Below are 24,865 nucleotides of genomic sequence, written 5' to 3'. Positions count from 1 at the left end.
GAAGAGCACATATTGCGGGTTCTAGCTGCGGGTTTGCGTGACTCACGGATAAGCCGCTAAATTCTCCCTTGCCGTCAAGGGAACACAAGGGGCCACTCACGGACATGAGCGGCCCCTTACCCCGTCGGTGCACCTATTCCCTGAGCTATAGGAGAAGCAATGCGCCCTGCGGAGGAACCCATCCTGGCACGCCGCGGCCTGCGTATCGACCTCACCCCTCGTGAGCTGCCCCTCGCCATCGTCGGCATCGGAGGCGCGGCATTGGCCGTGTGGGTTGGCGTTGAGCCCCTCGCCGTCCTCCCGTTCGCCTTCCTCGTGGCGGTTCGTGTGAGGATCCACCGCATCTAGCGCGGCGGCCCCCACACGGCCCAAGCGCACAGAAGAGCCCCCTCCTGGTTGCTAAACCGCAGGTAGGGGGCTTCTTCGTGGGCGGTTACTTCTTCTTGCCCTGGTTCTTCACGGCCTCGATGGCCGCCTTCGCCGCGTCCGGGTCGAGGTACGTGCCGCCCGGCTTCAGCGGCTTGAAGTCGGCGTCGAGCTCGTAGGAGAGCGGGATGCCGGTCGGGATGTTGAGGCCCGAGATGTCCTCGTCCGAGATGCCGTCCAGGTGCTTCACCAGACCGCGGAGGCTGTTGCCGTGGGCGGCGACCAGGACCGTGCGGCCGGTGAGGAGGTCGGGGACGATGCTGTCGAACCAGTACGGGAGCATCCGGACGACGACGTCCTTCAGGCACTCCGTGTCCGGGCGCACCTCCGGCGGGAGGGTCGCGTAGCGCGGGTCGTCGAACTGGCTGTACTCGTCGTCGCGGGCCAGCGGCGGCGGCGGGGTGTCGTACGAGCGGCGCCAGAGCATGAACTGCTCCTCGCCGAACTCGGCCAGCGTCTGCGCCTTGTCCTTGCCCTGGAGGGCGCCGTAGTGGCGCTCGTTCAGGCGCCAGGAGCGGCGGACCGGGATCCAGAGGCGGTCGGCGGACTCCAGGGCCAGCTGCGCGGTGCGGATCGCGCGGCGCTGGAGGGAGGTGTGCAGGACGTCGGGGAGCAGACCGGCGTCCTTGAGCAGCTCACCGCCGCGGACTGCTTCCTTCTCGCCCTTTTCGGTGAGGTTGACGTCCACCCAACCGGTGAACAGGTTCTTCGCGTTCCATTCGCTCTCGCCGTGGCGGAGGAGGATCAGCTTGTACGGTGCGTCGGCCATGAGTCCGAGCGTAATCGAACCTCTGCGGCCTTCGCGCGCCCGCCCGCGTAGCGGACAGGGCACCCGCAGAGGTGCCGGGCGCGCTGACGGCTGACGGTCCGCCGGGGCGCCGGTCGCGCTGACGATTGACGGTCGGCGTCAATCGGGTGGCGGGTGGGAAGCGAGGCTTCGTAATGTTCGGACTGCCATCGGGGCTCTTACCCGGTGCGCCTTGGTCCGTACGTCCCGTGGGGGGAACCGCATGTCCGTCGCCGGTCTCAGAACAGCCGCCCGCGAGACCGTCTCCGGGCTGCCCCGGGAGTTCTGGTGGCTCTGGCTCAGCACCCTGGTCAACCGCCTCGGGGCCTTCGTCGCCACCTTCATGGCGCTCTACCTGACCCTGGACCGGGGCTACTCGGCCTCGTACGCCGGTCTCGTCGCCGCCCTCCACGGGCTCGGCGGGGTCATCTCCTCGCTCGGCGCCGGGGTGATGACCGACCGGCTGGGGCGGCGGCCCACCATGCTGATCGCGCAGCTCTCGACGGCCGTGTCCGTGGCGGTGCTCGGGTTCATGGTGCACCCCTTCGCCATCGCGGGTGTGGCCTTCCTCGTCGGCATGGCGAGCAACGCCTCACGCCCCGCCGTCCAGGCGATGATGGCGGACATCGTGCCCCCCAAGGACCGCGTGCGGGCCTTCTCGCTCAACTACTGGGCCATCAACCTCGGGTTCGCCGTCTCGTCCGCCGCGGCCGGGTTCATCGCTGAGTACAGCTACCTCGCCGGCTTCATCGGCGAGGCCCTGATGACCCTGGTCTGCGCCGTCCTCGTCTTCGTGAAGGTGCCCGAGTCGCGGCCCGCGCAGGCGCCCGTGAAGACCGTCGACGGGAAGCGGGCCAAGGACGAGGTGCGGCTCATCACGGTCCTGCGCGACGGGCGTTTCATGGGGGTCGTGGGGCTGTCGTTCCTGGTGTCGCTGATCTTCCAGCAGGGGTACGTGGGGCTGCCGGTGGCGATGGGGGCGGACGGGCTCTCCAGCTCCGACTTCGGCACCGCCATCGCCGTCAACGGGGTGCTGATCGTGGCCCTCCAGATCCCCGTCACCCGCTTCATCCAGCACCGCGATCCACGGCGGCTGCTGATCATCTCCTCGCTGCTCGCCGGGTACGGCTTCGGTCTCACGGCCTTCGCCGGTTCCATCGCGGTGTACGCCCTGACGGTGTGCGTCTGGACCCTCGCCGAGATCGTCAACGCGCCCACCCAGACGGGCCTGGTCGTACAGCTGTCGCCGGCTCAGGGCCGGGGCCGCTACCAGGGCGTGTACACGATGTCCTGGTCGGTGGCCGCGCTCGTCGCGCCCCTGATGTCCGGCTTCGTGATCGACCACTACGGCGCCGCCTGGCTCTGGGGCGCCTGCGCGGTGATCGGTACGGTCGCCGCCCTCGGCTACTGGCTGCTGATGCGCAACCTGCCCCGCGAGGAGATGCCCGGCGAGGAGAACGTCCCCGAGCCCGCCCCCGTACCCGCCCAGGCCCGCCCGGACCAGGCCGAGCCCGACCCGGCGGCGGCAGTGGCGGTGGAACGCGCGGTCTGACCCCGCACACCACCCGTACACCCGTACAGGGAAGACCCGTACACGCAGGAACGCGGCGACGGCGCCCGCCCGGAGAACCGACCGGGCGGGCGCCGTCCGCATGCGTACGGGATGAGCCGCGCGGGTCAGCCAGAGCAGCCGCCGCACTGGCACGGAGCACCGGACTGGCAGCCGCACCCGCAGCCCGAGCCGCAGCCGCAGGCGCCGAGCACGGGCAGGTGCACCACTTCGGTCGGGGTCTCCAGCTGGGGTTCGGTCATGGGGGAATCGGCCATGGTCCCTCCTCAGGGGCGTACGGCTGGGCGGCCGGCGCCGGTGCGCCGCCGCCGGGGACGTACGGACATGGCACGTACCGCACGTACTGCACGTGCGGCACCTGCTGCACGTCTCGCAGGCCGCGCACGTACGGCGTACGGCCATGGCGCCGTCCCCGCCCCATTGCATGCCCATCCCGGCGGGCGCATCAACGGCGCACATGGGCAGGAACACATGTGCGACTCGCGTGCGCCGGGAGCGCGTGAGGCCATCACGCGGCGCCGGGGCCCCTGAGGATCACGCGATCCCCTATAGGGCGTCGCGTGATCCGTACAGACCGCTACGAGCCCTCCGCCTGCGTCGCCGTCGCTGCCTGGATCTCGTCCGCGTGCTCACCCGTCACCAGGTAGACGACGCGCTTGGCCACCGAGACCGCGTGGTCGGCGAAACGCTCGTAGTAGCGGCCCAGCAGCGTCACGTCGACGGCCGTCTCGATGCCGTGCTTCCAGCGGTCGTCCATCAGGTGCTGGAAGAGCGTGCGGTGCAGCAGGTCCATCTCGTCGTCGTCCTGCTCCAGCTGGAGCGCCAGATCGACGTCCTTGGTGATGATGACCTCGGCCGCCTTGGCCATCAGCCGCTGGGCGAGCTGCCCCATCTCCAGGATCGTGGCGTGCAGGTCGTGCGGGACCGCCGACTGCGGGAAGCGCAGCCGGGCCAGCTTCGCCACGTGCTGGGCGAGGTCGCCCGAGCGCTCCAGGTCGGCGCTCATCCGCAGCGAGGTCACCACGATCCGCAGATCGGTCGCCACCGGCTGCTGACGGGCGAGGAGGGCGATCGCACGCGCCTCCAGGTCGTGCTGGAGGTCGTCGACCTTCTGGTCGCCGGCGATCACGCTCTCCGCGAGCTTCAGGTCGGCGTCGAGCATGGACGTGGTCGCCCGTCCGATCGCCGACCCGACCAGCCGGGCCATCTCGACCAGGCCTTCTCCGATCGAGTCGAGTTCCTCGTGGTAAGCGTCGCGCATGGAAGTCCCTCTCCAGTTCCAGAACTGAGGCCGGGGTCTCGGACCGACCCCCACGGTTACACGGTGGGGCCGCAACGCGTCCGTATCCGGCCCCCTAAGTGAACCGGCCCCATCCCCTCGGTGAACTCTGGGCGACGAGTGTTCGAGATGGCACTCGGACGGCTGGGAGAGTGTCGTCGCACCCGCATAACCTTGAAGCATGGACGTGAACGCGGCGGTCGCCGCAGCTGCAGCGATCGCCGGGCTCTGTACCGGTGTGATCGCCATGCTGGCGTTCCGCTGGAGCGAGCGCGACCTGAAACGGCCCACGCGTACGTCCCTGCGGCCGGACAGCAACGCGGCACTGCCGCCGGGGGTGGACACGGTCCTCTCCGTGCTCAGCTCCTCCGCCGTCGTGCTCGACGAGAGCGACAGCGTGGTCAAGGCCAGCTCCGCCGCGTATGCGCTGGGCCTGGTCAGGGGCGGTCGCCTGGCCGTCGAGCCGATGCTCAACATGGCCCGCGACACCCGGCGCGACGGTGAGATACGGCAGGGGGAGCTGGACCTCCCCCGGCGCGGCACCGGCCGGGGGGACGCCCTCGCCGTCTCCGCCCGGGTCGCCCCGCTGGGCTCGCGGCTGGTGCTGCTGCTGGTCGAGGACCTCACCGAGGCCCGCCGGATAGAGGCGGTACGGCGCGACTTCGTCGCCAACGTGAGCCATGAGCTCAAGACCCCCACGGGAGCGCTCTCGCTGCTCTCCGAGGCGGTCATGGACGCCTCCGACGACCCGGAGGCGGTCGAGCGGTTCGCCGGGCGGATGCAGATCGAGGCGACCCGGCTGACCAACCTGGTCCAGGAGCTCATCGACCTCTCCCGGGTGCAGAACGACGACCCCCTGGAGGACGCCGAGCCGGTCAAGGTGGAGGTGCTCGTCGCCGAGGCGATCGACCGCTGCCGCCAGCAGGCCGGCTCCAAGCAGATCACGATGGCCTCCGGCGGCACCGAGGGCCTCACGGTCTGGGGCAACCGGGGCCAGCTCGTTGGAGCGCTCGGCAACCTCGTCGAGAACGCCGTCAACTACAGTCCCGCCCGCACCCGGGTCGGTATCGCGGCGCGCCGCACCGCCGGACCGGGCGGGGATCTGATCGAGATCGCCGTGACCGACCAGGGCATCGGCATCTCGGAGAAGGACCGCGAGCGGGTCTTCGAGCGGTTCTACCGCGTCGACCCGGCCCGCTCACGGGCCACCGGTGGCACCGGTCTCGGCCTCGCCATCGTCAAACACGTGGCCGCCTCGCACGGCGGGGAGGTCACCGTCTGGAGCTCCGAGGGACAGGGCTCCACCTTCACCCTCCGGCTGCCCGAATCGGGCGTCGCGAGGGGACGCACCACCGGCGGACCCCTTATCGTCAATGGCGACGACAAGGGACCGTTCGAGACCGACTCCTATGACCCCTTCCCTGCCCCGGAGGCTCTTCCGTGACCCGAGTGCTTGTCGTCGAGGATGAGGAATCCTTCAGCGACGCCCTGTCCTACATGCTGCGCAAGGAAGGTTTCGAGGTCGCGATCGCGGCGACCGGCCCCGACGGCCTGGACGAGTTCGAGCGCAACGGCGCCGACCTGGTCCTGCTCGACCTGATGCTGCCCGGCCTGCCCGGCACCGAGGTGTGCCGCCAGCTCCGCAGCCGCTCCAACGTTCCGGTGATCATGGTCACCGCCAAGGACAGCGAGATCGACAAGGTCGTCGGGCTCGAAATAGGAGCCGACGACTACGTCACCAAGCCCTTCTCCTCGCGCGAGCTCGTCGCCCGCATCCGCGCCGTCCTGCGCCGCCGCGGCGAGCCGGAGGAGGTCACCCCGGCCGCCCTGGAGGCGGGCCCGGTCCGCATGGACGTGGACCGGCACGTCGTCACGGTCTCCGGCGGAAAGGTCGACCTCCCGCTCAAGGAGTTCGACCTCCTGGAGATGCTCCTGCGCAACGCGGGCCGGGTGCTGACCCGTATGCAGCTCATCGACCGGGTCTGGGGCGCGGACTACGTCGGCGACACCAAGACCCTCGACGTCCACGTCAAGCGGCTGCGCGCCAAGATCGAGCCCGACCCCGGCGCGCCGCGCTACCTCGTCACGGTGCGGGGCCTCGGGTACAAGTTCGAGCCGTAAACCGCGGGGCACCGACACGCGAGGGGGCGCTTCCCGGCCGGGAAGCGCCCCCTCGCATGTCTGCGTGTTCTGTTCCGCCGTACGTACGCGGGTGGCGTCAGCCGACCGGGGTCTCCTGGGAGCCCGCGGTGCCGCCCTGCTGCTCCGTACCGGCCGCCGGGGACTCCGGGGCGCCCGGGGTCTCGCCGGACGGCGTGCCCGGCGTCTCGGAGCCGCCGGTGGACGGGGTCTCGGAGCCGCTCGCGGAGGGGGCCCCGCTCGGCTTCGGTTCCGGGGCCTCGGGCCGCGCGCTGGGGCCGAAGTCCTCGTAGTAGCCGATCGCCGGGACGACGTTCGCGCCGAGGGCGACATCGCCCGTGCGGCTCAGCTTGAAGACGACCTGCTGGACGTTGCCGTCCTGCGTGGCCTCGCGGCCCTCGTCGATCACGGCGGAGGCGTTGCCCTTGCCGCCGAGAATGACCCGGCCGCCGGCCGGGATCTCGACGGGGCCCTTGCCCTTCGCCGACCGGAGCGTCACCCGGACGTCGGTGCCGGGCAGCGTGATGCTCTCCAGGACCTCGGCCTCGGTGCCGTCGTTGAACAGCGTCGCCGTGACAGCGGCGGGGCCCTCGGCCTCGGCCTCGGCCTGCGTGATCACGTTCGCGTTCTGGACCTTGATGCTGCCCACCGAGGTAGCCGCGTTGTCCGGCCTGACCTTGAGCGTCTCGGCGTTGTTGCCCGCCGCGCAGGCGGACAGGGAGACGATCGAGAACGCGATGGCAGTGGCGGCGAGAGCGCCGTGTCGAAGGCTGCGGCTCACGGCGGCGGCAACTCCTAAACGATCGGACTGCGGACTTTCGGACGTCGGGCGTTGGGCTGAGCGCCCCGCGGACGGCCGGGAAGGGGTGACGTAAAGCCGTCCTAAGGGTGTGTCAGCGGCCTTAGGCTACCGAGCCGCCCCTCCTGCCCCGCACCCGACCCGCCCCTAGGCGCTCCGGCTCTTCCCGGGGTCCGGGCGGGAGGGCCCCCGGCGAGCGCGAACCGGCCACGGTCGGCGGAAGCGGGGCCGAACCGGTAGCCGCGCTTCCGCCGGTCCGGGCGGCGCGTCACGTGCCGTTCACATAAACGCGGTGATCAATTCCTCCGGCCCGCGGCGCATTCCCCGCGAAAGGCGTCGCGAGAGCGGCGGAGGGTGTCGTGAGGGGCGGGCCTTGATCAATTTCATTGGGCGCCCGCGCTTACATCCGTACGGGTGATCGATGGTCGAACGGAGTACGTGAAGTTCACCATCTGGAACCCGACAAAACGGGACTTTCGCCCTCTTCTGTGGGGCTTCCGGGCTGTGCGTCGTGAGTGTTTCCCTCCGGTCGCACAGCCGCTCCGACCTGCGAATACCGCCTTCCGGAAGCCTTCCGCAGCACGTTCGTGTTGCTGTTGTCAAGCCCTGAGATATGCCCTGACCTGCGAAAACGCCATTCAGGAGAGGCGATTCTCGTGTTACTCTGGATAGCCACGGAAGGGGTACCTGTCACATGACGTTCAAGGTTGGCGACACCGTGGTCTATCCCCATCACGGGGCCGCGCTGATCGAGGCTATCGAAACTCGCCAGATCAAAGGCGTGGACAAGACCTACTTGGTGCTCAAGGTCGCCCAGGGCGACTTGACTGTTCGTGTGCCGGCGGACAATGCGGAGTTCGTGGGCGTGCGCGACGTGGTCGGGCAGGAGGGACTGGACCGGGTCTTCGAGGTGCTTCGTGCACCGTATGCCGAAGAGCCGACGAACTGGTCCCGGCGGTACAAGGCAAATCTGGAGAAGCTCGCCTCGGGCGATGTCATCAAGGTCGCTGAAGTGGTGCGTGACCTGTGGCGTCGTGAGCGCGAGCGCGGTCTCTCCGCCGGAGAGAAGCGCATGCTCGCCAAGGCCCGCCAGATCCTGGTGAGTGAGCTCGCTCTCGCGGAGAACACGAACGAAGACAAGGCCGAGGCCCTGCTTGACGAGGTCCTCGCGTCCTGAACCGGATCGCACCGGTTGCAAGAATGTGCCGCGGTGCCCGCTGACCATCCGTTTTCACGGTGTGTCGTCGGGCGCTGCGGCATGTCCGGACTCGGAACGATCGCCCGACTTCCGTCGGTCGGTCTTCCGTCGATCGATCCCGGCTCGTCGATCGAGTGCCCGACTTCCGGTGATCCCCGTACCCGGTGACGGTGGTGCGTCCGCCGTACCGTTGATCGCCGCCGTGACATCCGCTCGAACCGGGTGTCACGGAAGGGGCCCGGTTCAAGTCAGGGCGTCACGCCCGGCTTGCTGGGCCCCTACCCATGTCGCCCGTGGAAACAAACCTGCCGGATCGACCTGCCGAACCTTCGGACCTTCCCTCTCGGATCCTCGGACCCCTCGGACCTTCGGAGTGCAATCGATGTCATCGACGCCACCCCCGCCCGATCGGCCACGCCCCCTCCGTACCGCCGCGGTGATCCCCGCGGCCGGGCGGGGCATACGACTCGGACCGGGCGCGCCCAAGGCCCTCCGGGTGCTCGGCGGCACGCCCATGCTCATCCACGCGGTCCGCGCCATGGCGGCTTCCCGCGCCGTCTCCCTCGTCGTGGTCGTCGCCCCGCCGGACGGCGCGCCCGAGGTGAAGCACCTTCTCGACGAGCACGCCCTGCCCGAGCGCACCGACTACCTGGTCGTGCCCGGCGGAGAGACCCGGCAGGAGTCCGTGGGCCTCGGCCTCGACGCGCTGCCCGAGGACATCTCCGTCGTCCTGGTCCACGACGCGGCCAGGCCCCTGGTGCCGGTCGACACGGTGGACGCGGTCGTCGAGGCCGTACGGAACGGGGCGCCCGCCGTCGTCCCCGCCCTGCCGCTCGCCGACACCGTCAAGGAGGTCGAGCCCGCCGTGGTGGCCGGGGAGCCGGAGCCGGTGCTCTCCACCCCCGTACGGGCCAGGCTGCGCGCGGTGCAGACCCCGCAGGGCTTCGACCGGGACACGCTGGTGCGGGCCCACGCCGAGGTCGCGCTCGACGGCGAGGGCGCCACGGACGACGCGGGCATGGTCGAACGCCTCGGGAAGCCGGTCGTCGTCGTCCCCGGACACGAAGAGGCGTTCAAGGTCACCCGGCCGCTCGACCTGGTGCTGGCCGAAGCGGTACTCGCCCGCAGGAGGGCCAACGATGGCTTCTGAGAACCCCACGGGAGCGCCCGGCGCCCCCGTCATCCCGCTCGTCGGGATCGGCACCGACATCCACGCCTTCGAGGAGGGCCGCGAGCTGTGGTGCGCGGGCCTGAAGTGGGAGGGCGAGGGCCCCGGCCTGGCCGGCCACTCCGACGCCGACGTCGTCGCGCACGCCGCCTGCAACGCCCTCTTCTCCGCCGCCGGCCTCGGCGACCTCGGCCAGCACTTCGGCACCGGCCGCCCCGAGTGGTCCGGCGCCGCCGGCGTGACCCTGCTCACCGAGGCCGCCCGGATCGTCCGCGCCGAGGGGTACGAGATCGGGAACGTCGCCGTCCAGGTCGTCGGCGTACGCCCGAAGATCGGCAAGCGGCGCGACGAGGCGCAGAAGGTGCTCTCCGCCGCCGTGGGCGCCCCGGTCTCGCTCTCCGCGGCCACCTCCGACGGGCTCGGCTTCACCGGGCGCGGCGAGGGGATCGCGGGGATCGCGACGGCGCTGGTCTACCGCGCCCGCTGACGACGCGGTCACCCCGCGTGCCTGGGCGCTCTCCTGCTCTCCGCCGCCGGACGGGGACGGCCCCGTCACCCGTACGGCTCAACGCGCCCCGACATCCTCCGGCGGACGGTCTCCACCGACCGAGCGACCGACGGCACCGGCCCCGTACCGCCGGCCGGTGCCGCCTCCACGTTCACCCTTCCGGCGGGACGCGGCGAGAAGTACGGGTGACGCGGGAAGCAACTGAGGGAGCGCGGGGTTGGGGGTAGGACAACTGGACCACCCCGGCCACCAGGAGGACGTACGTCATGACCGCCGCACTCTCCACCGAGCTCAAGAACCTGCTCGACACCCCGGTCTTCGTCAACATCGCCACCATCCAGCCGGACGGCAGCCCGCAGGTTTCCCCGGTGTGGGTGAAGCGCGACGGCGACGACGTGCTGATCTCCACCACCGTCGGCCGCCGCAAGGAGACGAACCTCCGCCGCGACCCGCGCGTGACGGTCGTCGTGCAGCCCGCCGACAACCCGTACGCCTACGCCGAGATCCGCGGCCAGGCGGAGCTGACCACCGAGGGCGGCCAGGAGCTCATCGACGAGCTGTCGCTGAAGTACACCGGCAAGCCGTACGCGGAGTTCAACCCGAACTCCGGCCAGGACGACCCCCGGGTCGTGGTCCGGATCACCCCGCGCAAGGTCGTCGGACGCATCTGAGAGCCCCAGGGAGCCCCGAAAACCCCGGACCTGGCCCCCGCCGGGGCCGCCCGGACCAGGCCGGTATCAGAAAGTTGCCCCCGCGATCGCCCAAGGGTCGCGGGGCACTGGTGTCGGCCTACTACCCTTGAGGCGTGACTATTCGCCTGCACGACACCAGCGTCCGGCAGATCCGTGACTTCGTCCCGCTCACAGCGGGCTGTGTCTCGATCTATCTCTGTGGCGCTACCGTCCAGGCCGCACCGCACATTGGGCACATCCGTTCCGGACTGAACTTCGACATCATGCGCCGCTGGTTCACCTACCGCGGCTACGACGTGACGTTCATCCGGAACGTCACCGACATCGACGACAAGATCATCAAGAAGTCCGCCGAGCAGGGCCGCCCCTGGTGGTCGATCGGTTACGAGAACGAGCGTGCGTTCAACGACGGCTACGACGCGCTGGGCTGCCTGCCCCCCACCTACGAGCCCCGTGCCACCGGCCACATCACCGAGATGATCGAGATGATGCGCGGCCTCATCGAGCGCGGCCACGCCTATGAGGCCGACGGCAACGTCTACTTCGACGTCCGGTCCCTCCCCAGCTACCTGGAGCTCTCCAACCAGGAGCTGGACGACCTGCGCCAGCCCTCCGGCGACGGCGAGACCGGCAAGCGCGACCAGCGGGACTTCGCCATGTGGAAGACGGCCAAGCCCGGTGAGCCCAGCTGGGAGACCCCGTGGGGCCGCGGTCGGCCCGGCTGGCACCTGGAGTGCTCCGCCATGGCCCACAAGTACCTGGGCTCCGCCTTCGACATCCACGGCGGCGGCATCGACCTGATCTTCCCGCACCACGAGAACGAGATCGCCCAGGCCAAGGCGTTCGGCGACTCGTTCGCGAACTACTGGGTGCACAACGGCTGGGTCACCATGGCCGGCGAGAAGATGTCCAAGTCGCTCGGCAACTCCGTCCTCGTCAGCGAGATGGTCAAGCAGTGGCGCCCCATCGTCCTGCGCTACTACCTGGGCACCCCGCACTACCGGTCGATGATCGAGTACAGCGAGGAGTCCCTGCGCGAGGCCGAGTCCGCGTTCGCGCGGATCGAGGGCTTCGTCCAGCGCGTCACCGAGAAGGCCGGGGAGACCGTCGCCCCCGCCGCCGAGGTGCCGCCCGCCTTCGCCGAGGCGATGGACGAGGACCTCGGCGTGCCGCAGGCCCTCGCGATCGTCCACACCACCGTCCGCCAGGGCAACAGCGCGCTCGCCGCCGACGACAAGGAAGCCGCCGTCGCCCGCCTCGCCGAGGTCCGGGCCATGCTCGGCGTCCTCGGACTCGACCCGCTCGACGAGCACTGGGCGGGCGAGGGGGACCGCGGCGAGGACCTCCACGGTGTCGTCGACACCCTCGTACGCCTCGTCCTCGACCAGCGGCAGTCGGCCCGCGCCCGCAAGGACTGGGCCGCCGCCGACGCCATCCGCGACCAGCTCAACCAGTCCGGACTCGTCATCGAGGACAGCGCCAGCGGTCCCCGGTGGACGCTCGGCCCGCGCTGAGCCGCACCCTCTGAACGGCGCAGTTGTGCCGCCCGGCGCTCCGGGCGGCACACTTGCCTTATACGTACGCACGTCTGAAAGCAACGAAACAGGTAGGTCATGGCCGGGAACAGCCAGCGCAGGAACCGCCGCACGTCCAACAAGAAGGGCATGCAGGTCGGCAGCGGTGGTCAGCGACGCCGTGGTCTCGAAGGCAAGGGACCCACGCCGCCCGCCTCCGCCCGCAAGGGACACAAGAAGAACCGGATCGCCGGCGCCCAGGCCAAGCAGGCCGCCGCCCGCCGTCCCGCGCCCCGGCGCGGCGGTGTGAAGGGCACCTCCGAGATGGTCGTGGGCCGCAACCCGGTCTACGAGGCCCTGAGGGACGGTGTGCCCGCCGTCACCCTGTACGTCCAGCAGTACATCGACAACGACGAGCGCGTCCGTGACGCGCTCAAGCTCGCGGGCGAGCGCGGCAACATCAACCTGATGGAGGCCCCGCGCCCCGAGCTGGACCGGATGACGAACGGCCTGAACCACCAGGGCCTCGTCCTCCAGGTCCCGCCGTACGAGTACGCGCACCCGGAGGACCTCACCGCCGCCGCGTACGACAACAACGAGGACCCGCTGATCGTCGCGCTCGACGGGGTGACGGACCCGCGCAACCTCGGTGCGATCGTCCGCTCGGTCTCCGCGTTCGGCGGCCACGGCGTGGTCGTGCCCGAGCGCCGCGCGGCCGGCATGACCGCCGGTGCGTGGAAGTCCTCGGCCGGCACGGCGGCCCGTACGCCGGTCTCCCGGGTCACCAACCTCACCCGCGCGCTGGAGGGCTACCAGAAGGCGGGCCTCACGGTCGTCGGCCTCGCCGCCGACGGCGAGCACACGGTGGAGGACCTCCAGGAGCTGGCCGGTCCCGTCGTCATCGTCATCGGCAGCGAGGGCAAGGGCCTCGGCCGCCTCGTCGGCGAGACCTGCGACTACCGGGTCCGGATCTCCATGCCGGGCGGCGCCGAGTCGCTCAACGCAGGTGTCGCGGCAGGCATCGTGCTCTACGAGGTGGCGCGCCGCCGCGGATAGCCGCACCGGACCGCTACGGCGTTCGCGCGGTGACGGCCTCGGCAACGGGCTCGCCCGCCCACCGAGTTGACGCGCGAACGCCGAACAGGGTTCCAGGATGCCCGAGTTTGGCCGGATCTTGACGGGTCTCGGACACATCGGGCCTGTCAAGGCAGTGTCCTAAGCACCCATCACTCGGTTAGATGAGTGTGGACACCAGAACGCCTCGGTTCGACGAGCAACCCGCCCTGAGCATGACCAAGGTGGACAGCGACCCCGCGCAGGTCATCGTCAACCACGCCAGCTTCCGGGTGCAGCTCGCCCCGGGCCAGCGCGCACGGCTGCGCGGTGCCCCCGCGGACACGGCCCGCATCCCCGCCATGAGCGGTGCCGGCGGCGGTCGCAGGCGGGCACCGGTCGTCTGGAGCGGCAGATCGGCCCCGGGCGACCCCGGCGCCACCGGCCTCCTCCAGGCCGTACGCAACTCCACCGCCGGCCACCTCGACACCGCGCTCACCGCCGGGGCCGCGGACGGCCACGCGGCGGGCGCGACGCAGGTCATCCCGCTCCTGGAGGAGACGCAGCCCAACCCCGTACTGACCGCCCCGCAGCAGACCGGACGCACCGGACCCCTCCTGCCGCCCATGCGCCAGGCCGTCGGCGCGTACGACTCCGTCGACGACGAACCGGACACCCCCGGCGACGGCGACGGCGACGAGGAGAGTTCCGAGGCCCGCGCCAGGCGCCACGGCAACGACCCCGTACGGCACGCCTATTACCCCGGCCACCGGATGAACCTGGGCGTCGTCCTGCTCCCCATGCGGGTCCTCCTCGGCTTCATCTCCATCTACGCCGGCATGGGCAAGCTCTGCGACCCCGTCTACTTCGACGGCGGCGAACGCGGCTCCATGGTCAAGTGGCTGACCTCGCTGCACCCCTGGGCGCTCGCCGAACCCCTCCGCGACTTCGCCCTCTCCCACCCGGTCGGCGCCGGACTCTCCGTCGCCTTCCTCCAGGTCGTCGTCGGCGTCCTCACCGTCCTCGGCCTCTGGCAGCGCGTCGCCGCCTCCGTCGGCGCCCTGCTCTCCGCCGCCCTCCTGGTCACCGTCAGCTGGCGCACGGTCGCCGTGTACGACGCCCCCGACATCATCCTGCTGGCCGCCTGGAGCCCCCTGATCATCGCGGGCGCCCCCGTCTACTCCGTCGACGGACGGCTCGCCGGAGAGGCCTGGCGCAGGCTCGGACCCCGCTCCGAGATCTGGGACCTGCGCCGCCGCGTCCTGCGCCGCGGCTCCGTCGTCGCCAGCGTCGTCATCGGCCTCACCCTGCTCATCGGCTCCATCCTCGGCGGCGCGGTCCGTTCGGCCGAGGTCGTCACCGTCCCCGGCCGCAACGACTACCCGACCAACCGCCTCCCCGGCCAGCCGCTCCCCCAGGAGTCCACCGGCGAACGCCAGGCCTCCCGCACCCCCCAGGAGCAGGAGCGCCGCCCCGAGCCCACCCGCTCCGGCGCCGCCACCACCCCCGCAGACGGCGGCCAGGCCACCCCCGGCGCGACCCGCGACTCCGGCGGCGGCCAGAGCACCGGCACCGGTGCCCAGCCCAGCCAGACCCAGGGCACCGGCCAGGAACCCCCGCAGCAGACCACCCCCCAGCAGCCCCCCGCCGCCACCAGCGCCGGCCCCACCTCCTCCGGCTCCACCGGCGGGGACGGCTCCACCGGCGGCGGCTCGGAGCCGGAAGCCCCGCCCGCCTCGGGCGGCGGCGAAGGCTCCACATCGGGCGGCTCCGCCGGCGGCGGCCGCAACCCGATCGGCGGCCTCCTCGGCTGACCCGCGGACGGACACACGAAGGGGCGGCCCCCACCCGGCTTCGGGTGGGGGCCGCCCTCTCGCGGCTTGCCGTACGGGTCAGCTGCCCGCCTGGGCGCCCAGCTCACGCGCCGCCTCGGTCAGGTCCTTCGCGGTGTCGATCGCCCGCCAGTACGCCCCGTGAGGCAGCGGATACCCGGCCAGCCGGCGCTCCCGGGCCAGCCGCGGGAACGTGGTCCGCTCATGGTCGCCCTGATCCGGCAGCATCCCCGTGAAGGCGGGGGAGAACACGTACACCCCCGCATTGATCAGATACGGCGAGGGCGGCGACTCGATGAAGTCCGTGATGTGCCCGAACGCGTCCGTCTCCACCGCGCCCCACGGAATCCGGGGCCGGGCGAGGGCCAGAGTGGCGGTGGCATCGCGCTCGGCGTGGAACGCGGCCATCTCGCGCAACGAGAAACGCGTCCAGATGTCGCCGTTGGTGGCGTACCAGGGCTGCTCCGGATCGGGCAGCCGCTGCGCCGCGTACTTCAGCCCGCCACCGCGGCCCAGCGGCTCCGTCTCCACCACGGTCGTGACCCGCAGCGGCAGCACGGCGGACTCCAGCCACTCCTGGAGCACCTCGGCGAGATGCCCGCAGGAGACCACGGCGTCGGTGACGCCCTCGGCGGCCAGCCAGGAAAGCTGATGGCCGATGATCGGGGTCCCGGTACCCGGGATCTCGACCATCGGCTTCGGGCGGTCATCGGTGTACGGCCGCAGCCGTGACCCCTGGCCACCGGCGAGGATCACGGCCTGCGTCGGATACGTATGCATGGCAGGCACGATATGCGGTGCCTGCGGCCGCCCAGCGGAATCCGTACGGTTGGGCTCAGCTGAACTGAGCGACCCCCGAGGCGAACGACGTGTCGCAGACGGGACGGGAGAAGCGCTGCGCGCGCGTCGGGCCGTACTGCTCGACGGCGGCCTTGCCGAGCGCCTTGGCGATCGACATGCAGTGCCGGGCCAGCGAGGGGCGCTGCTCGACGGCACGCTGGAGGCCCGTGAGCGCGGTGCCCGGGTCCTTCTCCTGCAGTTCGACGAGCAGCTTGTCGCGCAGGACGTCCTGCGCGGCGCGGGGCTTCGCGGGCTTGGACACGGTCTCCGAGGAGGCGGCCAGCAGCGTGGAGTCTTTGTCCGTTGCCGCCCACGGAACGCTGGTGACCGCGAGGGTCCCGGAGAGCACCATGACGACGGGCAGGACGAGGGCGAAGGATCGGCCGATGCGCCGAGCGGTGTGGGTCACGCAGCGAGCGTAGCGGTCGGTGATGACTTGACGACATTTCGTCACTCTCGCGAGGGATGGTTCGACGCGTCCTTTCGAATGCCGGGTTGACGCGCCAGGGGGAAATGCCCTGTGTGCCGGGGTATTTGACGCCGCCCCGCACCGAAACCCAAACCCGCCACCGACCACGCAAACGGCCCCGTGCCCCCCTCGAAAGGGGACACGGGGCCGTGCGTGCCTATGTGACGGCGTCAGTTCGTGACGGCGTCAGTTGGTGAGACGCTCGCCGGTCGAGGTCGCGAAGACGTGCAGCTCGTCCGGGCGCGGGACGACGTGCAGCTCCGTGCCCTTCTCCGGCACGGCACGGCCGCCGACGCGGACGACGAGGTCCTGGTGCTTGCCGGCGACCTGCGCGGCGCCGTAGACGAAGCCGTCGGCGCCGAGCTCCTCCACGACGTTCACGGAGACGGCGAGACCGGCCGGCTCGTCCGAGGAGTCCTTGGACAGGGACTTCGCGGCGGCACCGCCGTGCTCGAGGATGTCGAAGTGCTCGGGGCGGATGCCGACCGTGACGGTGGTGTCACCGCGGTCCGCGGCGGCGGCGAGCGCCTCGCGGGAGACCGGGACGACGCTGTTGCCGAACTTCACGCCACCGTCGGTGATCGGGACCTCGACGAGGTTCATCGCGGGGGAGCCGATGAAGCCGGCGACGAAGAGGTTCGCCGGGCGGTCGTACATGTTGCGCGGCGAGTCGACCTGCTGGAGCAGCCCGTCCTTCAGCACCGCGACCCGGTCGCCCATGGTGAGGGCCTCGACCTGGTCGTGGGTGACGTAGACGGTGGTGATGCCGAGGCGGCGCTGCAGCGAGGCGATCTGCGTACGGGTGGAGACACGGAGCTTGGCGTCGAGGTTCGACAGCGGCTCGTCCATGAGGAAGACCTGCGGCTCCCGCACGATGGCCCGGCCCATCGCCACACGCTGACGCTGACCACCGGAGAGCGCCTTCGGCTTCCGGTCCAGGTAGTCGGTGAGGTCCAGCATCTTGGCGGCCTCTTCGACCTTCGCCCGGATCTCGGTCTTGTTGATACCGGCGATCTTCAGCGCGAAGCCCATGTTGTCCGCGACGGACATGTGCGGGTACAGCGCGTAGTTCTGGAACACCATGGCGATGTCCCGGTCCTTCGGCGGCAGGTGCGTGACATCGCGGTCACCGATGCGGATCGCGCCGCCGTTGACGTCCTCAAGACCCGCGAGCATGCGCAGGGAGGTCGACTTGCCACAACCGGAAGGACCGACGAGGACGAGGAACTCACCGTCCGCGATGTCGATCTCGAGCTGGTCCACAGCCGGCTTCGTGGAGCCGGGGTAGACGCGGGACGCCTTGTCGAACGTGACACTGGCCATGATGAATCTTCTCCTCCACCGGCAGGAACGTGCCGGACGATCCGAGTAGGGAGTGGTCTGGTCCACAGACGTGAACCTGCCGTGACGCTACCTGGCGTTTTCCGATCTGTCAGTAGTCCGGGGCACAGGGAAATCGGGAACGGTCCGGGTGCGCGGTTGGTTACACTGCTCCGGCACGCCTCCTTAGCTCAGCTGGCCAGAGCAACGCACTTGTAATGCGTAGGTCGTCGGTTCGAATCCGACAGGGGGCTCAGCGGGAAGCCCAGGTCAGAGCTCTTCTGGCCTGGGCTTTCTTGTTGTGTTCGGCCTGAGGGGGGGCTCAGGGCGTGCCGAGGGTGCCGATCGTCAGCTCGACCTCTTCGCCTGTGGCGGTGCATGCGCGGACGGTCCAGGTGCGGGCGTCGATGGCCGTGCCCGCGCCGGTCGTGTACGCCGGGACCGTGAGTGCCGGGCCCGTCGGGTCGTCCGTGCGGAGTTCGGCGTCTGTGGCTGCCCCGTCGGAGAAGCGCAGGTAGATGTCGATCGGCTGCGGGGAGCCTGCGAAGGCGGTGGGTTCGGGCAGGCCCTGGAGGCGGCAGCGGGCGCCGGGGAACAGGTGGGTGTGGCTGCAGAGCGCGAGGAACGTGGGGGCGTTGTCCGGTTCCGTGGGGGGCTGGGGCACGAGGGGCTCCTGGGGGGTGGGGGACGTGGTGGGGCTTGGTCCTGGCCACTCTGGCCGCCTGGAGCGTCGGCGGTTAGGAGGTGGAGGTGGGGCAGTCGTGGTGTTCAGTCCCGCCGTACTGCCGGGCCCAGTACTCGGGCTGTGAACTCCGCCAGTTGCGAACGTAGTTGATCGCGGGGCACGCCTTCTGTGCCGGCCAGGTGTTCCACCAGGTCCGCGCGGGTCGCGGCCAGGAGGGCGTGGGCGGTGAAGTCGGGGGTGGGGAGGTTCGGGATCCGGGCCAGGGCGGTGCGCAGGGTGGTGTGCCAGTGCGCGTAGTGGCCTGCGGCGTACGGGCTGCCGTTGCCGGTGCCTTCCAGGGCCAGGGAGAGGTGGCGGTTGTCGAGCTTGAAGCACAGGAGGGCGTCCAGGAGGGCGGGTACGCGTTCGTGCGGAGGTGTGGTGGGGCCCAGTGGTGGTGGGCCTTCCTCGGCCGCCTGGCGGATCGGGGCCAGTCGGGTCTCGTGCAGGGCGCGGATCAGGCCGGTGCGGTCGCCGAAGCCGCGGAAGAGGGTGGCCTTGCCGACGCCTGCGGCCGCTGCGATGTCCGCCATCGTGATGGCCCCGGGGCTCTCGCACTCGGCGAAGAGCCGGTCGGCTGCCGCGAGTACCGCCTCCCGGTTGCGGGCCGCGTCCGCGCGGGGCTTCGGGGCGGGGGGAGTGGCGGGCGCGGGGGGAGTTGGAGGTGTGGGGTCGGGCATCGGCGGGGCCTCCGGTTGCAAAGCGGACCGCTGGTCCGTATCGTCGGTCGAGTTAAGCGGACCGCTGGTCCGTATCGTACGGGACGGAGCGCCCCCATGACCGCACGCACCGCACCGGAGGACCTGTACCGCCAGGGCCTGCGGCTGCTGCTGGACAAGGACATCCCCGGCTGGGTCGACCTCTGGGACGAGAACGGGGTCTTCGAGTTCCCCTTCGCGCCGGACGGCCGGCCGCAGCGGCTGGAGGGCAAGGGCGCCGTGGCCGCGTACATGCGGGGCTACCCCGACCACATCGACCTGCACGACTTCCCCTACGTCGAGATCCACCGCACCGACGAGTCGGGGACCATCGTCGTCGAGATGCGTGGCGTGGGCCGGATCGTGGAGACCGGTGCTCCATTCGATATGTCCTATATTGCCGTCGTCACCTTCGAGGGCGGGCTCATCGTCCGGTATCGCGACTACTGGAATCCCCTTGCCGTGCGGGGACTCTCCGAGGGTTTCGCCGGGAGTGACCGATGAGCCGCGAGCGGTCGATGAGTGGTCTGCCGGTTGCCGTCCTTGTCATCGGGGGTACCGGTACCACCGGCAGTCGTGTTGTCGCCGGGCTTGTCCGCGCCGGGGTGCGGGTTCGGGCCGCGAGTCGGCGGGCGACAGCGGTCGCAGGGGCCGAAGCGGTGCGGTTCGACTGGGGCGACCCCGCCTCGTACGACGCTGTCCTGGGGGGTGGGGTGGACCGGGTCTATCTCGTTCCGCCGCCCGGCACTTCCGACCCGGCGGCCGTCATGCTGCCGTTCCTGCGGCGCGCCCACGCCTCGGGGGTGCGGCGTGCGGTGCTGCTCAGCTCGTCCGCGATTCCGGCCGGGGGGCCCGCCGTGGGGCAGGTGCATGCCGCGCTGCCGGGGATCTTCGACGAGTGGGCGGTCCTGCGGCCCTCCTGGTTCATGCAGAACTTCACCGGTGACCACCTCCACGCCCGGACCGTCCGCGCCGAGGGGGTCATCCGCACGGCCGCCGGTGAGGGTCGGGTCGGGTTCATCGACGCGGAGGACATCGCCGCCGTCGCCGTACGCGCCCTCCTCGACGACCGCGCCCCGAACACCGATCTGGTCATCACCGGTCCGCAGGCGCTGAGTTACGGGGACATCGCCGCCGTACTGACCGAGGTCACCGGGCGTACGGTCGTCCATCAGCGGCTCACCCGCGAGGAGATGGTCCAGCGGCTGGCCGCCGAGATGCCCGCCGCGTTCGCCGCGATGCTGGCCGATATGGACCTGGCCATCGCGGGGGGTGTGGAGGACCGGGCCACCGATACCGTCGAGCGGATCACCGGCCGCCCGCCTCGCGACTTCCGCGCGGTGGCGGTGCGTGAGGCGGGCGGTGGGGGTGGGTGTGGGTACGCGGGTGAGGGTCAGGCCTTGGCCGCCGGTGCTGCCTCCGGTGCTGCTTCCGGTGTCGACGAGGAAGCCGCGGGCGGCTGAAGAGGTGCCTTCGTCGTCCGTACGGGGATGAGCGCGGCAACCACCGCCGCTGCCAGGCCCACCCCGCAGCCGATCAGCATCGCGACGCGGAAGCCGTTCTCGGATGCGAGGGGGAAGCCGCCGAAGTCGGTCGTCATCCGGGCCAGGACCACGCCGATCACGGCCGCCGCGAACGACGTGCCGATCGAGCGCATCAGGGCGTTGAAGCTGTTCGCCGACGCGGTCTCCGACTGGGGCACCGCGCTCATGATGAGGGCCGGCATGGCGCCGTAGGCGAAGCCGACGCCCGAGTTGCAGACGAGGGTGACGATCAGCAGGCTCCACGGGGAGCCGGAGCCGATCAGGGGTACGGAGAGGCCGTAGCCGGCGGCGATGAGGAGGCTGCCGACGGCCAGGGTGACCTTGGGGCCCTTGGCGGCGGAGAGCTTGGCGCCGACCGGGGACATCGCCATCATCATCAGCCCGGCCGGGGCCATCCACAGGCCCATCGCGAGCATCGACTGGCCCAGGCCGTAACCGGTGGCCTCGGGGATCTGCAGCAGCTGGGGGACGACGAGGGACTGGGCGTACATCGCGAAGCCGACCAGGACCGAGGCCGTGTTCGTCATCAGCACCTGCGGACGGGCCGTCACGCGCAGGTCGACCAGGGGGTCGCGCAGGCGCAGTTCCCACCAGCCCCAGGCGGGCAGGAGAACGAGCGCGGCGGCGAACAGGGCGAGCGTCGTGGGGCTGCCCCAGCCCCAGTCGGCGCCCTTGGAGACGGCGAGCAGCAGGGCGATCAGGGCGCTGCCGAGGCCGATGGCGCCGGGCAGGTCGAAGCCGCCGCTCTCCCCGGCGGGGCGGTCCGCGGGGACCAGGGTGCGGATCAGTGCGCCGACCGCGAGGGCCAGTGCGGCGACGACCCAGAACAGCACCCGCCAGCTGGTGTTCTCCGCGATGGCAGCGGCGAAGGGCAGGCCCAGTGCGCCGCCCACGCCCATCGACGCGCTCATGATCGCGATGGAGGGGCCGAGCTTCTCGGCCGGGACGACGTCGCGCAGCAGGCTGATGCCGAGGGGCACCACGCCCATGCCCAGGCCCTGGAGGCCGCGTCCGGCGATCATCGGGACGACCGAGGACGACAGGGCGCAGACCACCGAGCCGAGGACCAGCGGTACGAGCGAGACGAGCAGCATGCGCCGCTTGCCGTACATGTCGCCGAGCCGTCCGGCCACGGGCGTGGACACCGCCGCCGCCAGCAGGGTGGCCGTGATGACCCAGGAGGCGTTGGAGGCGGAGGTGTCGAACAGCGTCGGCAGCTGGGCGATCAGCGGCACCACCAGCGTCTGCGTGAGTGCCGCCACGATGCCGGCGAAGGCGAGGATGCCGACCACGCCTCCCGGGCGGGCTGCGGGTGGTGAACTCTCCACGGTGGTAATCCCTCTCGCCCTTCCGGGCCTGTTGGTGTGTCTGGGGCTGTGGGGCTGCGGGTGTGCTCTTGTACGTGGTTCTTGTTCGTGTTCTCTTATGCAAGATACATGGGATATGCATGATGCATATCATGTGCATCGTGCATATCTATCGTGATATACCTGGTCGTGAGCTCGCCCTCCCCGTGGCGGTGCGAGCCGGAGCCGAAGGAAGCGGACGCGTGGACATGCCCCTCGACCGGATCGAACGCGAGACCATGCTGCTCGGCCGGTACATGCACCTGCTCACCCCGCGCGTGGAGTGGCGGCTCGACCGCAGCGCCTACATCCTGCTCAGCCGGATCGAGGTCGAGGGCCCCATGTCCATCGGCCAGCTCGGCGAGGCCTTCGGTCTGGACGCCTCCACCCTCAACCGGCAGACCGCCGCGATGCTCCGCGCCGGGGTCGTCGAGCGCATCCCGGACCCCGACGGGGGCATCGCCCGCAAGTTCGCCATCACCGACGAGGGCGCGCGGAGGCTCGACAGCGACCGGAGCCGGAACCTGGCGGGCCTGGCGAAGGTCATGGCCGACTGGACGCCCGAGGAGGCGGAGCAGCTCGCGACCTCGCTCAGCCGTCTCAACCTCTCCATCGAGCGTCTCGACGGGCGGCCCTGGCCCCGCGACTGAGGCCCCCCGCGTTCGCGCCCGCCCGCACGCTCTCCCGCATGCGGATCGCGAGGGCGGTGGTGTACTGGGAGGGATGGCCGATCGAACGTGCGGCCCGTCCCCTTCCGGCCGGGCCGGTTACCGATGGGGATGCCCATGCGCCTCCGCCGCCTCCGCCTTCGTACCGCTCCGAAGGCTCTGGCCTGTGCCGGTGCCGTCGTCCTGATGGCGGCCGTCGGGTGCGCCTCCCCGGGGGCGGTCGATGACAAGGCCCCGGCCTCTTCCCTCCCGCGTACGGCCCCGGCTACGGCCACCGCCGCTGCTCCCCGCACCGACACCCCCGCGGCCCTCGTTCCCGCCGACCGCACCGATCCCCGTACCGAGACCGCTGTCATTGCCATCCCCGCCATCGGGGTCGCGGACCTGGACGTCGTGCCGTACGAGGGGACGACGGACGACCCGCCCGGCAGCCGGATCCAGGACCGGGGCGTCGCCTCCAGTCCGTACGGTGAGGAGGGCGGGGTCGGGCCGGGAGAAGTCGGCAACTACCTCGTCACCGCACACCGGTTGAGCGCCGGAGGCGTACTGCGTGATCTGCCGGATCTCGGCAAGGGCGATTCCGTGCACGTGACGGAGGGCGGCACCCGCTACACGTACGAGATCACCGAAACCCGGCAGACCTCCTTCCGCAGCGAGCGCTCCCTCGCCGAGCAGCGGGCCGAGGTGCCGGGGCGGCCCGGGGCGGAGCCGGCCCGGGCGGTGATCACGATCTCCACCTGCGCGACGCCCGAGGACGACGCGGCCGGGAACTTCTGGCGGGACTCCCTCGGCAATCCCGAGCACCGGATCGACAAGGTGGGCGTGCTGGTGACGGAGACGGACGCGCCCTAGCCCCGGGTCAGTGGCGGCCCGCTATGCGGTCCGCCGCCTTCGCGATGGGGTCGGTGCCGGGGCGGGGTGAGGTCGTCTCGCGGCGGTCGGCGGCGCGGTAGGCGGCGTACAGGCCGTGGACGCCGAGCCAGCGGAAGGGTTCCGGTTCCCAGCGGCGGACCTTGTGGTTGACCCAGGGCAGGGTGGTCAGGTCCGTCGGGCCCGCCTGGCCGGAGTCCTGCTGGATCAGGTCGCGCAGGGTGCGGGCGGCGAGGTTGGCGGTGGCTACGCCGGAGCCGACGTACCCGCCCGCCCAGCCGAGCCCCGTGGAGCGGTCCAGGGTGACGGTGGCGCACCAGTCGCGGGGGACGCCGAGGACGCCGGACCAGGCGTGGTCGATGCGGACGCCCGCCGTGGTGGGGAAGAGGCGGACCAGCAGGTCGCGCAGGGCCTCGATGGTGGCGGGCTGGGTGCGGCCGTCGTTGTCGGTGGCGGAACCGTAGCGGTAGGGGTAGCCGCGGCCGCCGAGCGCGATGCGGTCGTCGGCGGTGCGCTGGGCGTAGAGGTAGGCGTGGGCCATGTCGCCGAGGGTCTCGCGGCCCTCCCAGCCGATGGTGTCCCAGATACGGGCGGGCAGCGGTTCGGTGGCGATCATGGAGGAGTTCATCGGGAGCCAGGTCCGCTTGAGCCCCTTGAGGCCGGCCGTGAAGCCCTCGGTGCAGCGCAGGATGTAGGGGGCGCGGACCGTGCCGTACGGGGTGACGGCGTGCTTGGGCTTGATCTCGGTGACCGGGGTCGACTCGTGGATGGTGACGCCGAGCGCCTCCACGGCGTCCGCGAGGCCCTTGACCAGCTTGGCCGGGTGCAGCCGGGCGCCGTGCGGGGTCCAGGTGGAGCCGACGGCGCCCGTGACATGGACGCGCTCGGCGGTCTCGCGGGCGCCGCGCAGGACCCGGTCGGTCTCGCCGAACGCGATCTCGACGCTGTGGAAGTCCCGGAGTCTGGCCAGTTGCGCCGGGGTGTGGGCGACCTCCAGGACGCCGCCCTGGTGGATGTCGGCCTCGATCTTCTCCTCGGCGGCGGCCCGGACGACCTCGCCGACCGTCTCGTTCATCGCCTTCTGGAGCCGTACGGCGGCGTCGTGGCCGTGCAGCTTGGCGTACCGCTCGCGGCCCGCGATGCCGTTGTACAGCCAGCCGCCGTTACGGCCGGAGGCCCCGTAACCGCAGAACTTGGCTTCCAGCACGGTGATGTTGAGGAAGGGGACGGCCTTCTTCAGGTAGTACGCCGTCCAGAGTCCGGTGTAGCCGCCGCCGACGATGCAGACGTCGGCGCTCGCGTCGCCGGGCAGGGGTTCGCGTGGGGCGGGGGTGCCCTCCTGCGCGTACCAGAACGATATGCCGCCGTTGACGGTACTGACGGTGCCCATGATGCCCCTGGTGTCCCTGTCCGGTGTGCCG

25 protein-coding genes and 1 tRNA gene are annotated in these 24,865 nt (G+C 71.0%); 15 read left to right on the top strand and 11 right to left on the bottom strand.

The window, feature by feature from the left end:
• Window positions 1-433 precede the first annotated feature (433 nt).
• Window positions 434-1,195 carry a phosphoglyceromutase gene (locus tag ACK8N7_RS16145; RefSeq protein ID WP_031124604.1) on the bottom strand — a complete coding sequence of 254 codons (762 nt, stop codon included), beginning with the start codon at window positions 1,193-1,195 and terminating at the stop codon, window positions 434-436.
• A gap of 241 nt (window positions 1,196-1,436) precedes the next feature.
• Between ACK8N7_RS16145 and ACK8N7_RS16140 the strand changes: the two genes are divergently transcribed.
• Window positions 1,437-2,765, top strand: coding sequence for an MDR family MFS transporter (locus tag ACK8N7_RS16140; RefSeq protein WP_500442903.1), 1,329 nt, complete (start codon window positions 1,437-1,439; stop codon window positions 2,763-2,765).
• A gap of 125 nt (window positions 2,766-2,890) precedes the next feature.
• On the opposite strand, the gene ACK8N7_RS16135 is transcribed toward ACK8N7_RS16140, so the two are convergent.
• Together ACK8N7_RS16135 and phoU are read right to left on the bottom strand one after the other, a co-directional pair.
• Complete coding sequence (locus ACK8N7_RS16135) at window positions 2,891-3,040, bottom strand: hypothetical protein (RefSeq protein WP_015610292.1); 150 nt, start codon at window positions 3,038-3,040, stop codon at window positions 2,891-2,893.
• 320 nt (window positions 3,041-3,360) lie between these two features.
• Window positions 3,361-4,044 (bottom strand): phosphate signaling complex protein PhoU, encoded by a 684-nt coding sequence (phoU, locus tag ACK8N7_RS16130; protein WP_403217005.1) that lies wholly within the window; start codon window positions 4,042-4,044, stop codon window positions 3,361-3,363.
• Window positions 4,045-4,243: 199 nt separating this feature from the next.
• On the opposite strand from phoU, the gene phoR reads away from it, so the two are divergent.
• Window positions 4,244-5,506: a two-component system sensor histidine kinase PhoR gene (gene phoR / locus ACK8N7_RS16125; RefSeq protein ID WP_403217003.1), complete on the top strand. Its 1,263-nt coding sequence runs from the start codon at window positions 4,244-4,246 to the stop codon at window positions 5,504-5,506.
• 5 nt (window positions 5,507-5,511) lie between these two features.
• A complete protein-coding gene (gene phoP / locus ACK8N7_RS16120) occupies window positions 5,512-6,183 on the top strand; it encodes a two-component system response regulator PhoP (protein ID WP_007446453.1) in 672 nt (223 codons plus the stop codon).
• 97 nt (window positions 6,184-6,280) lie between these two features.
• Here phoP and ACK8N7_RS16115 read toward each other — a convergent pair whose 3' ends face one another.
• Window positions 6,281-6,982 carry a DUF461 domain-containing protein gene (locus ACK8N7_RS16115; protein ID WP_403216999.1) on the bottom strand — a complete coding sequence of 234 codons (702 nt, stop codon included), beginning with the start codon at window positions 6,980-6,982 and terminating at the stop codon, window positions 6,281-6,283.
• A 712-nt stretch (window positions 6,983-7,694) separates the two neighbouring features.
• On the opposite strand from ACK8N7_RS16115, the gene ACK8N7_RS16110 reads away from it, so the two are divergent.
• The 7 genes from ACK8N7_RS16110 (at window position 7,695) to ACK8N7_RS16080 (ending at window position 14,947) form a co-directional block, all read left to right on the top strand.
• The gene (locus ACK8N7_RS16110; protein WP_006380568.1) at window positions 7,695-8,177 is read left to right on the top strand and encodes a CarD family transcriptional regulator; all 483 of its coding nucleotides are present in this window, start codon (window positions 7,695-7,697) and stop codon (window positions 8,175-8,177) included.
• A 403-nt stretch (window positions 8,178-8,580) separates the two neighbouring features.
• The gene (gene ispD / locus ACK8N7_RS16105; protein WP_403216997.1) at window positions 8,581-9,348 is read left to right on the top strand and encodes a 2-C-methyl-D-erythritol 4-phosphate cytidylyltransferase; all 768 of its coding nucleotides are present in this window, start codon (window positions 8,581-8,583) and stop codon (window positions 9,346-9,348) included.
• Window positions 9,338-9,853 (top strand): 2-C-methyl-D-erythritol 2,4-cyclodiphosphate synthase, encoded by a 516-nt coding sequence (gene ispF / locus ACK8N7_RS16100; protein WP_403216995.1) that lies wholly within the window; start codon window positions 9,338-9,340, stop codon window positions 9,851-9,853. The genes ispD and ispF overlap by 11 nt, the downstream gene beginning before the upstream one ends.
• A gap of 287 nt (window positions 9,854-10,140) precedes the next feature.
• Complete coding sequence (locus ACK8N7_RS16095) at window positions 10,141-10,545, top strand: PPOX class F420-dependent oxidoreductase (RefSeq protein ID WP_403216993.1); 405 nt, start codon at window positions 10,141-10,143, stop codon at window positions 10,543-10,545.
• Between the two features lie 134 nt (window positions 10,546-10,679).
• On the top strand, window positions 10,680-12,080 hold the full coding sequence (gene cysS, locus ACK8N7_RS16090; protein ID WP_500442899.1) for a cysteine--tRNA ligase: 1,401 nt from the start codon (window positions 10,680-10,682) through the stop codon (window positions 12,078-12,080).
• 99 nt (window positions 12,081-12,179) lie between these two features.
• Window positions 12,180-13,136 (top strand): 23S rRNA (guanosine(2251)-2'-O)-methyltransferase RlmB, encoded by a 957-nt coding sequence (rlmB, locus tag ACK8N7_RS16085; RefSeq protein WP_031124611.1) that lies wholly within the window; start codon window positions 12,180-12,182, stop codon window positions 13,134-13,136.
• A 233-nt stretch (window positions 13,137-13,369) separates the two neighbouring features.
• The gene (locus ACK8N7_RS16080) at window positions 13,370-14,947 is read left to right on the top strand and encodes a DoxX family membrane protein (protein WP_403216990.1); all 1,578 of its coding nucleotides are present in this window, start codon (window positions 13,370-13,372) and stop codon (window positions 14,945-14,947) included.
• Between the two features lie 78 nt (window positions 14,948-15,025).
• Here the strand turns inward: ACK8N7_RS16080 and ACK8N7_RS16075 are convergent, their stop codons facing one another.
• From ACK8N7_RS16075 to ACK8N7_RS16065, 3 genes are all read right to left on the bottom strand, one after another.
• Entirely contained in the window at window positions 15,026-15,745 is a 720-nt protein-coding gene (locus tag ACK8N7_RS16075) for a nucleotidyltransferase family protein (protein ID WP_403216988.1), read from the bottom strand.
• Window positions 15,746-15,800: 55 nt separating this feature from the next.
• Window positions 15,801-16,214, bottom strand: a complete 414-nt coding sequence (locus tag ACK8N7_RS16070) for a hypothetical protein (protein ID WP_403216986.1) — start codon at window positions 16,212-16,214, stop codon at window positions 15,801-15,803.
• 246 nt (window positions 16,215-16,460) lie between these two features.
• The gene (locus ACK8N7_RS16065; RefSeq protein WP_403216984.1) at window positions 16,461-17,597 is read right to left on the bottom strand and encodes an ABC transporter ATP-binding protein; all 1,137 of its coding nucleotides are present in this window, start codon (window positions 17,595-17,597) and stop codon (window positions 16,461-16,463) included.
• Window positions 17,598-17,774: 177 nt separating this feature from the next.
• Between ACK8N7_RS16065 and ACK8N7_RS16060 the strand changes: the two genes are divergently transcribed.
• Window positions 17,775-17,848, top strand: a tRNA-Thr gene (locus ACK8N7_RS16060).
• A gap of 68 nt (window positions 17,849-17,916) precedes the next feature.
• Here ACK8N7_RS16060 and ACK8N7_RS16055 read toward each other — a convergent pair.
• Both ACK8N7_RS16055 and ACK8N7_RS16050 read right to left on the bottom strand, forming a co-directional pair.
• Window positions 17,917-18,258, bottom strand: coding sequence for a hypothetical protein (locus ACK8N7_RS16055; RefSeq protein WP_500442896.1), 342 nt, complete (start codon window positions 18,256-18,258; stop codon window positions 17,917-17,919).
• Between the two features lie 104 nt (window positions 18,259-18,362).
• A complete protein-coding gene (locus ACK8N7_RS16050; RefSeq protein ID WP_500442894.1) occupies window positions 18,363-18,998 on the bottom strand; it encodes a TetR/AcrR family transcriptional regulator in 636 nt (211 codons plus the stop codon).
• Window positions 18,999-19,094: 96 nt separating this feature from the next.
• On the opposite strand from ACK8N7_RS16050, the gene ACK8N7_RS16045 reads away from it, so the two are divergent.
• Together ACK8N7_RS16045 and ACK8N7_RS16040 are read left to right on the top strand one after the other, a co-directional pair.
• Entirely contained in the window at window positions 19,095-19,520 is a 426-nt protein-coding gene (locus ACK8N7_RS16045; RefSeq protein WP_500442892.1) for a nuclear transport factor 2 family protein, read from the top strand.
• A complete protein-coding gene (locus tag ACK8N7_RS16040) occupies window positions 19,517-20,479 on the top strand; it encodes an NmrA family NAD(P)-binding protein (protein WP_500442890.1) in 963 nt (320 codons plus the stop codon). The genes ACK8N7_RS16045 and ACK8N7_RS16040 overlap by 4 nt, the downstream gene beginning before the upstream one ends.
• On the opposite strand, the gene ACK8N7_RS16035 is transcribed toward ACK8N7_RS16040, so the two are convergent.
• Window positions 20,410-21,888 (bottom strand): MFS transporter, encoded by a 1,479-nt coding sequence (locus ACK8N7_RS16035; protein WP_500442888.1) that lies wholly within the window; start codon window positions 21,886-21,888, stop codon window positions 20,410-20,412. The genes ACK8N7_RS16040 and ACK8N7_RS16035 overlap by 70 nt on opposite strands.
• A 221-nt stretch (window positions 21,889-22,109) precedes the next feature.
• Between ACK8N7_RS16035 and ACK8N7_RS16030 the strand changes: the two genes are divergently transcribed.
• Together ACK8N7_RS16030 and ACK8N7_RS16025 are read left to right on the top strand one after the other, a co-directional pair.
• Window positions 22,110-22,556: a MarR family winged helix-turn-helix transcriptional regulator gene (locus ACK8N7_RS16030; protein ID WP_403216972.1), complete on the top strand. Its 447-nt coding sequence runs from the start codon at window positions 22,110-22,112 to the stop codon at window positions 22,554-22,556.
• Window positions 22,557-22,691: 135 nt separating this feature from the next.
• The gene (locus ACK8N7_RS16025) at window positions 22,692-23,426 is read left to right on the top strand and encodes a class E sortase (protein WP_500442886.1); all 735 of its coding nucleotides are present in this window, start codon (window positions 22,692-22,694) and stop codon (window positions 23,424-23,426) included.
• 7 nt (window positions 23,427-23,433) lie between these two features.
• Here the strand turns inward: ACK8N7_RS16025 and ACK8N7_RS16020 are convergent, their stop codons facing one another.
• Window positions 23,434-24,834, bottom strand: coding sequence for an NAD(P)/FAD-dependent oxidoreductase (locus ACK8N7_RS16020; protein WP_500442884.1), 1,401 nt, complete (start codon window positions 24,832-24,834; stop codon window positions 23,434-23,436).
• Window positions 24,835-24,865: the final 31 nt, after the last annotated feature.

The organism is Streptomyces griseobrunneus, from assembly GCF_046713465.1.
In the GTDB taxonomy this organism is placed as follows: Bacteria; Actinomycetota; Actinomycetes; order Streptomycetales; family Streptomycetaceae; genus Streptomyces; species Streptomyces microflavus.
The sequence above is the reverse complement of the archived record's forward strand: the minus strand, read 5'-3'. Positions and strand labels throughout refer to the sequence as shown.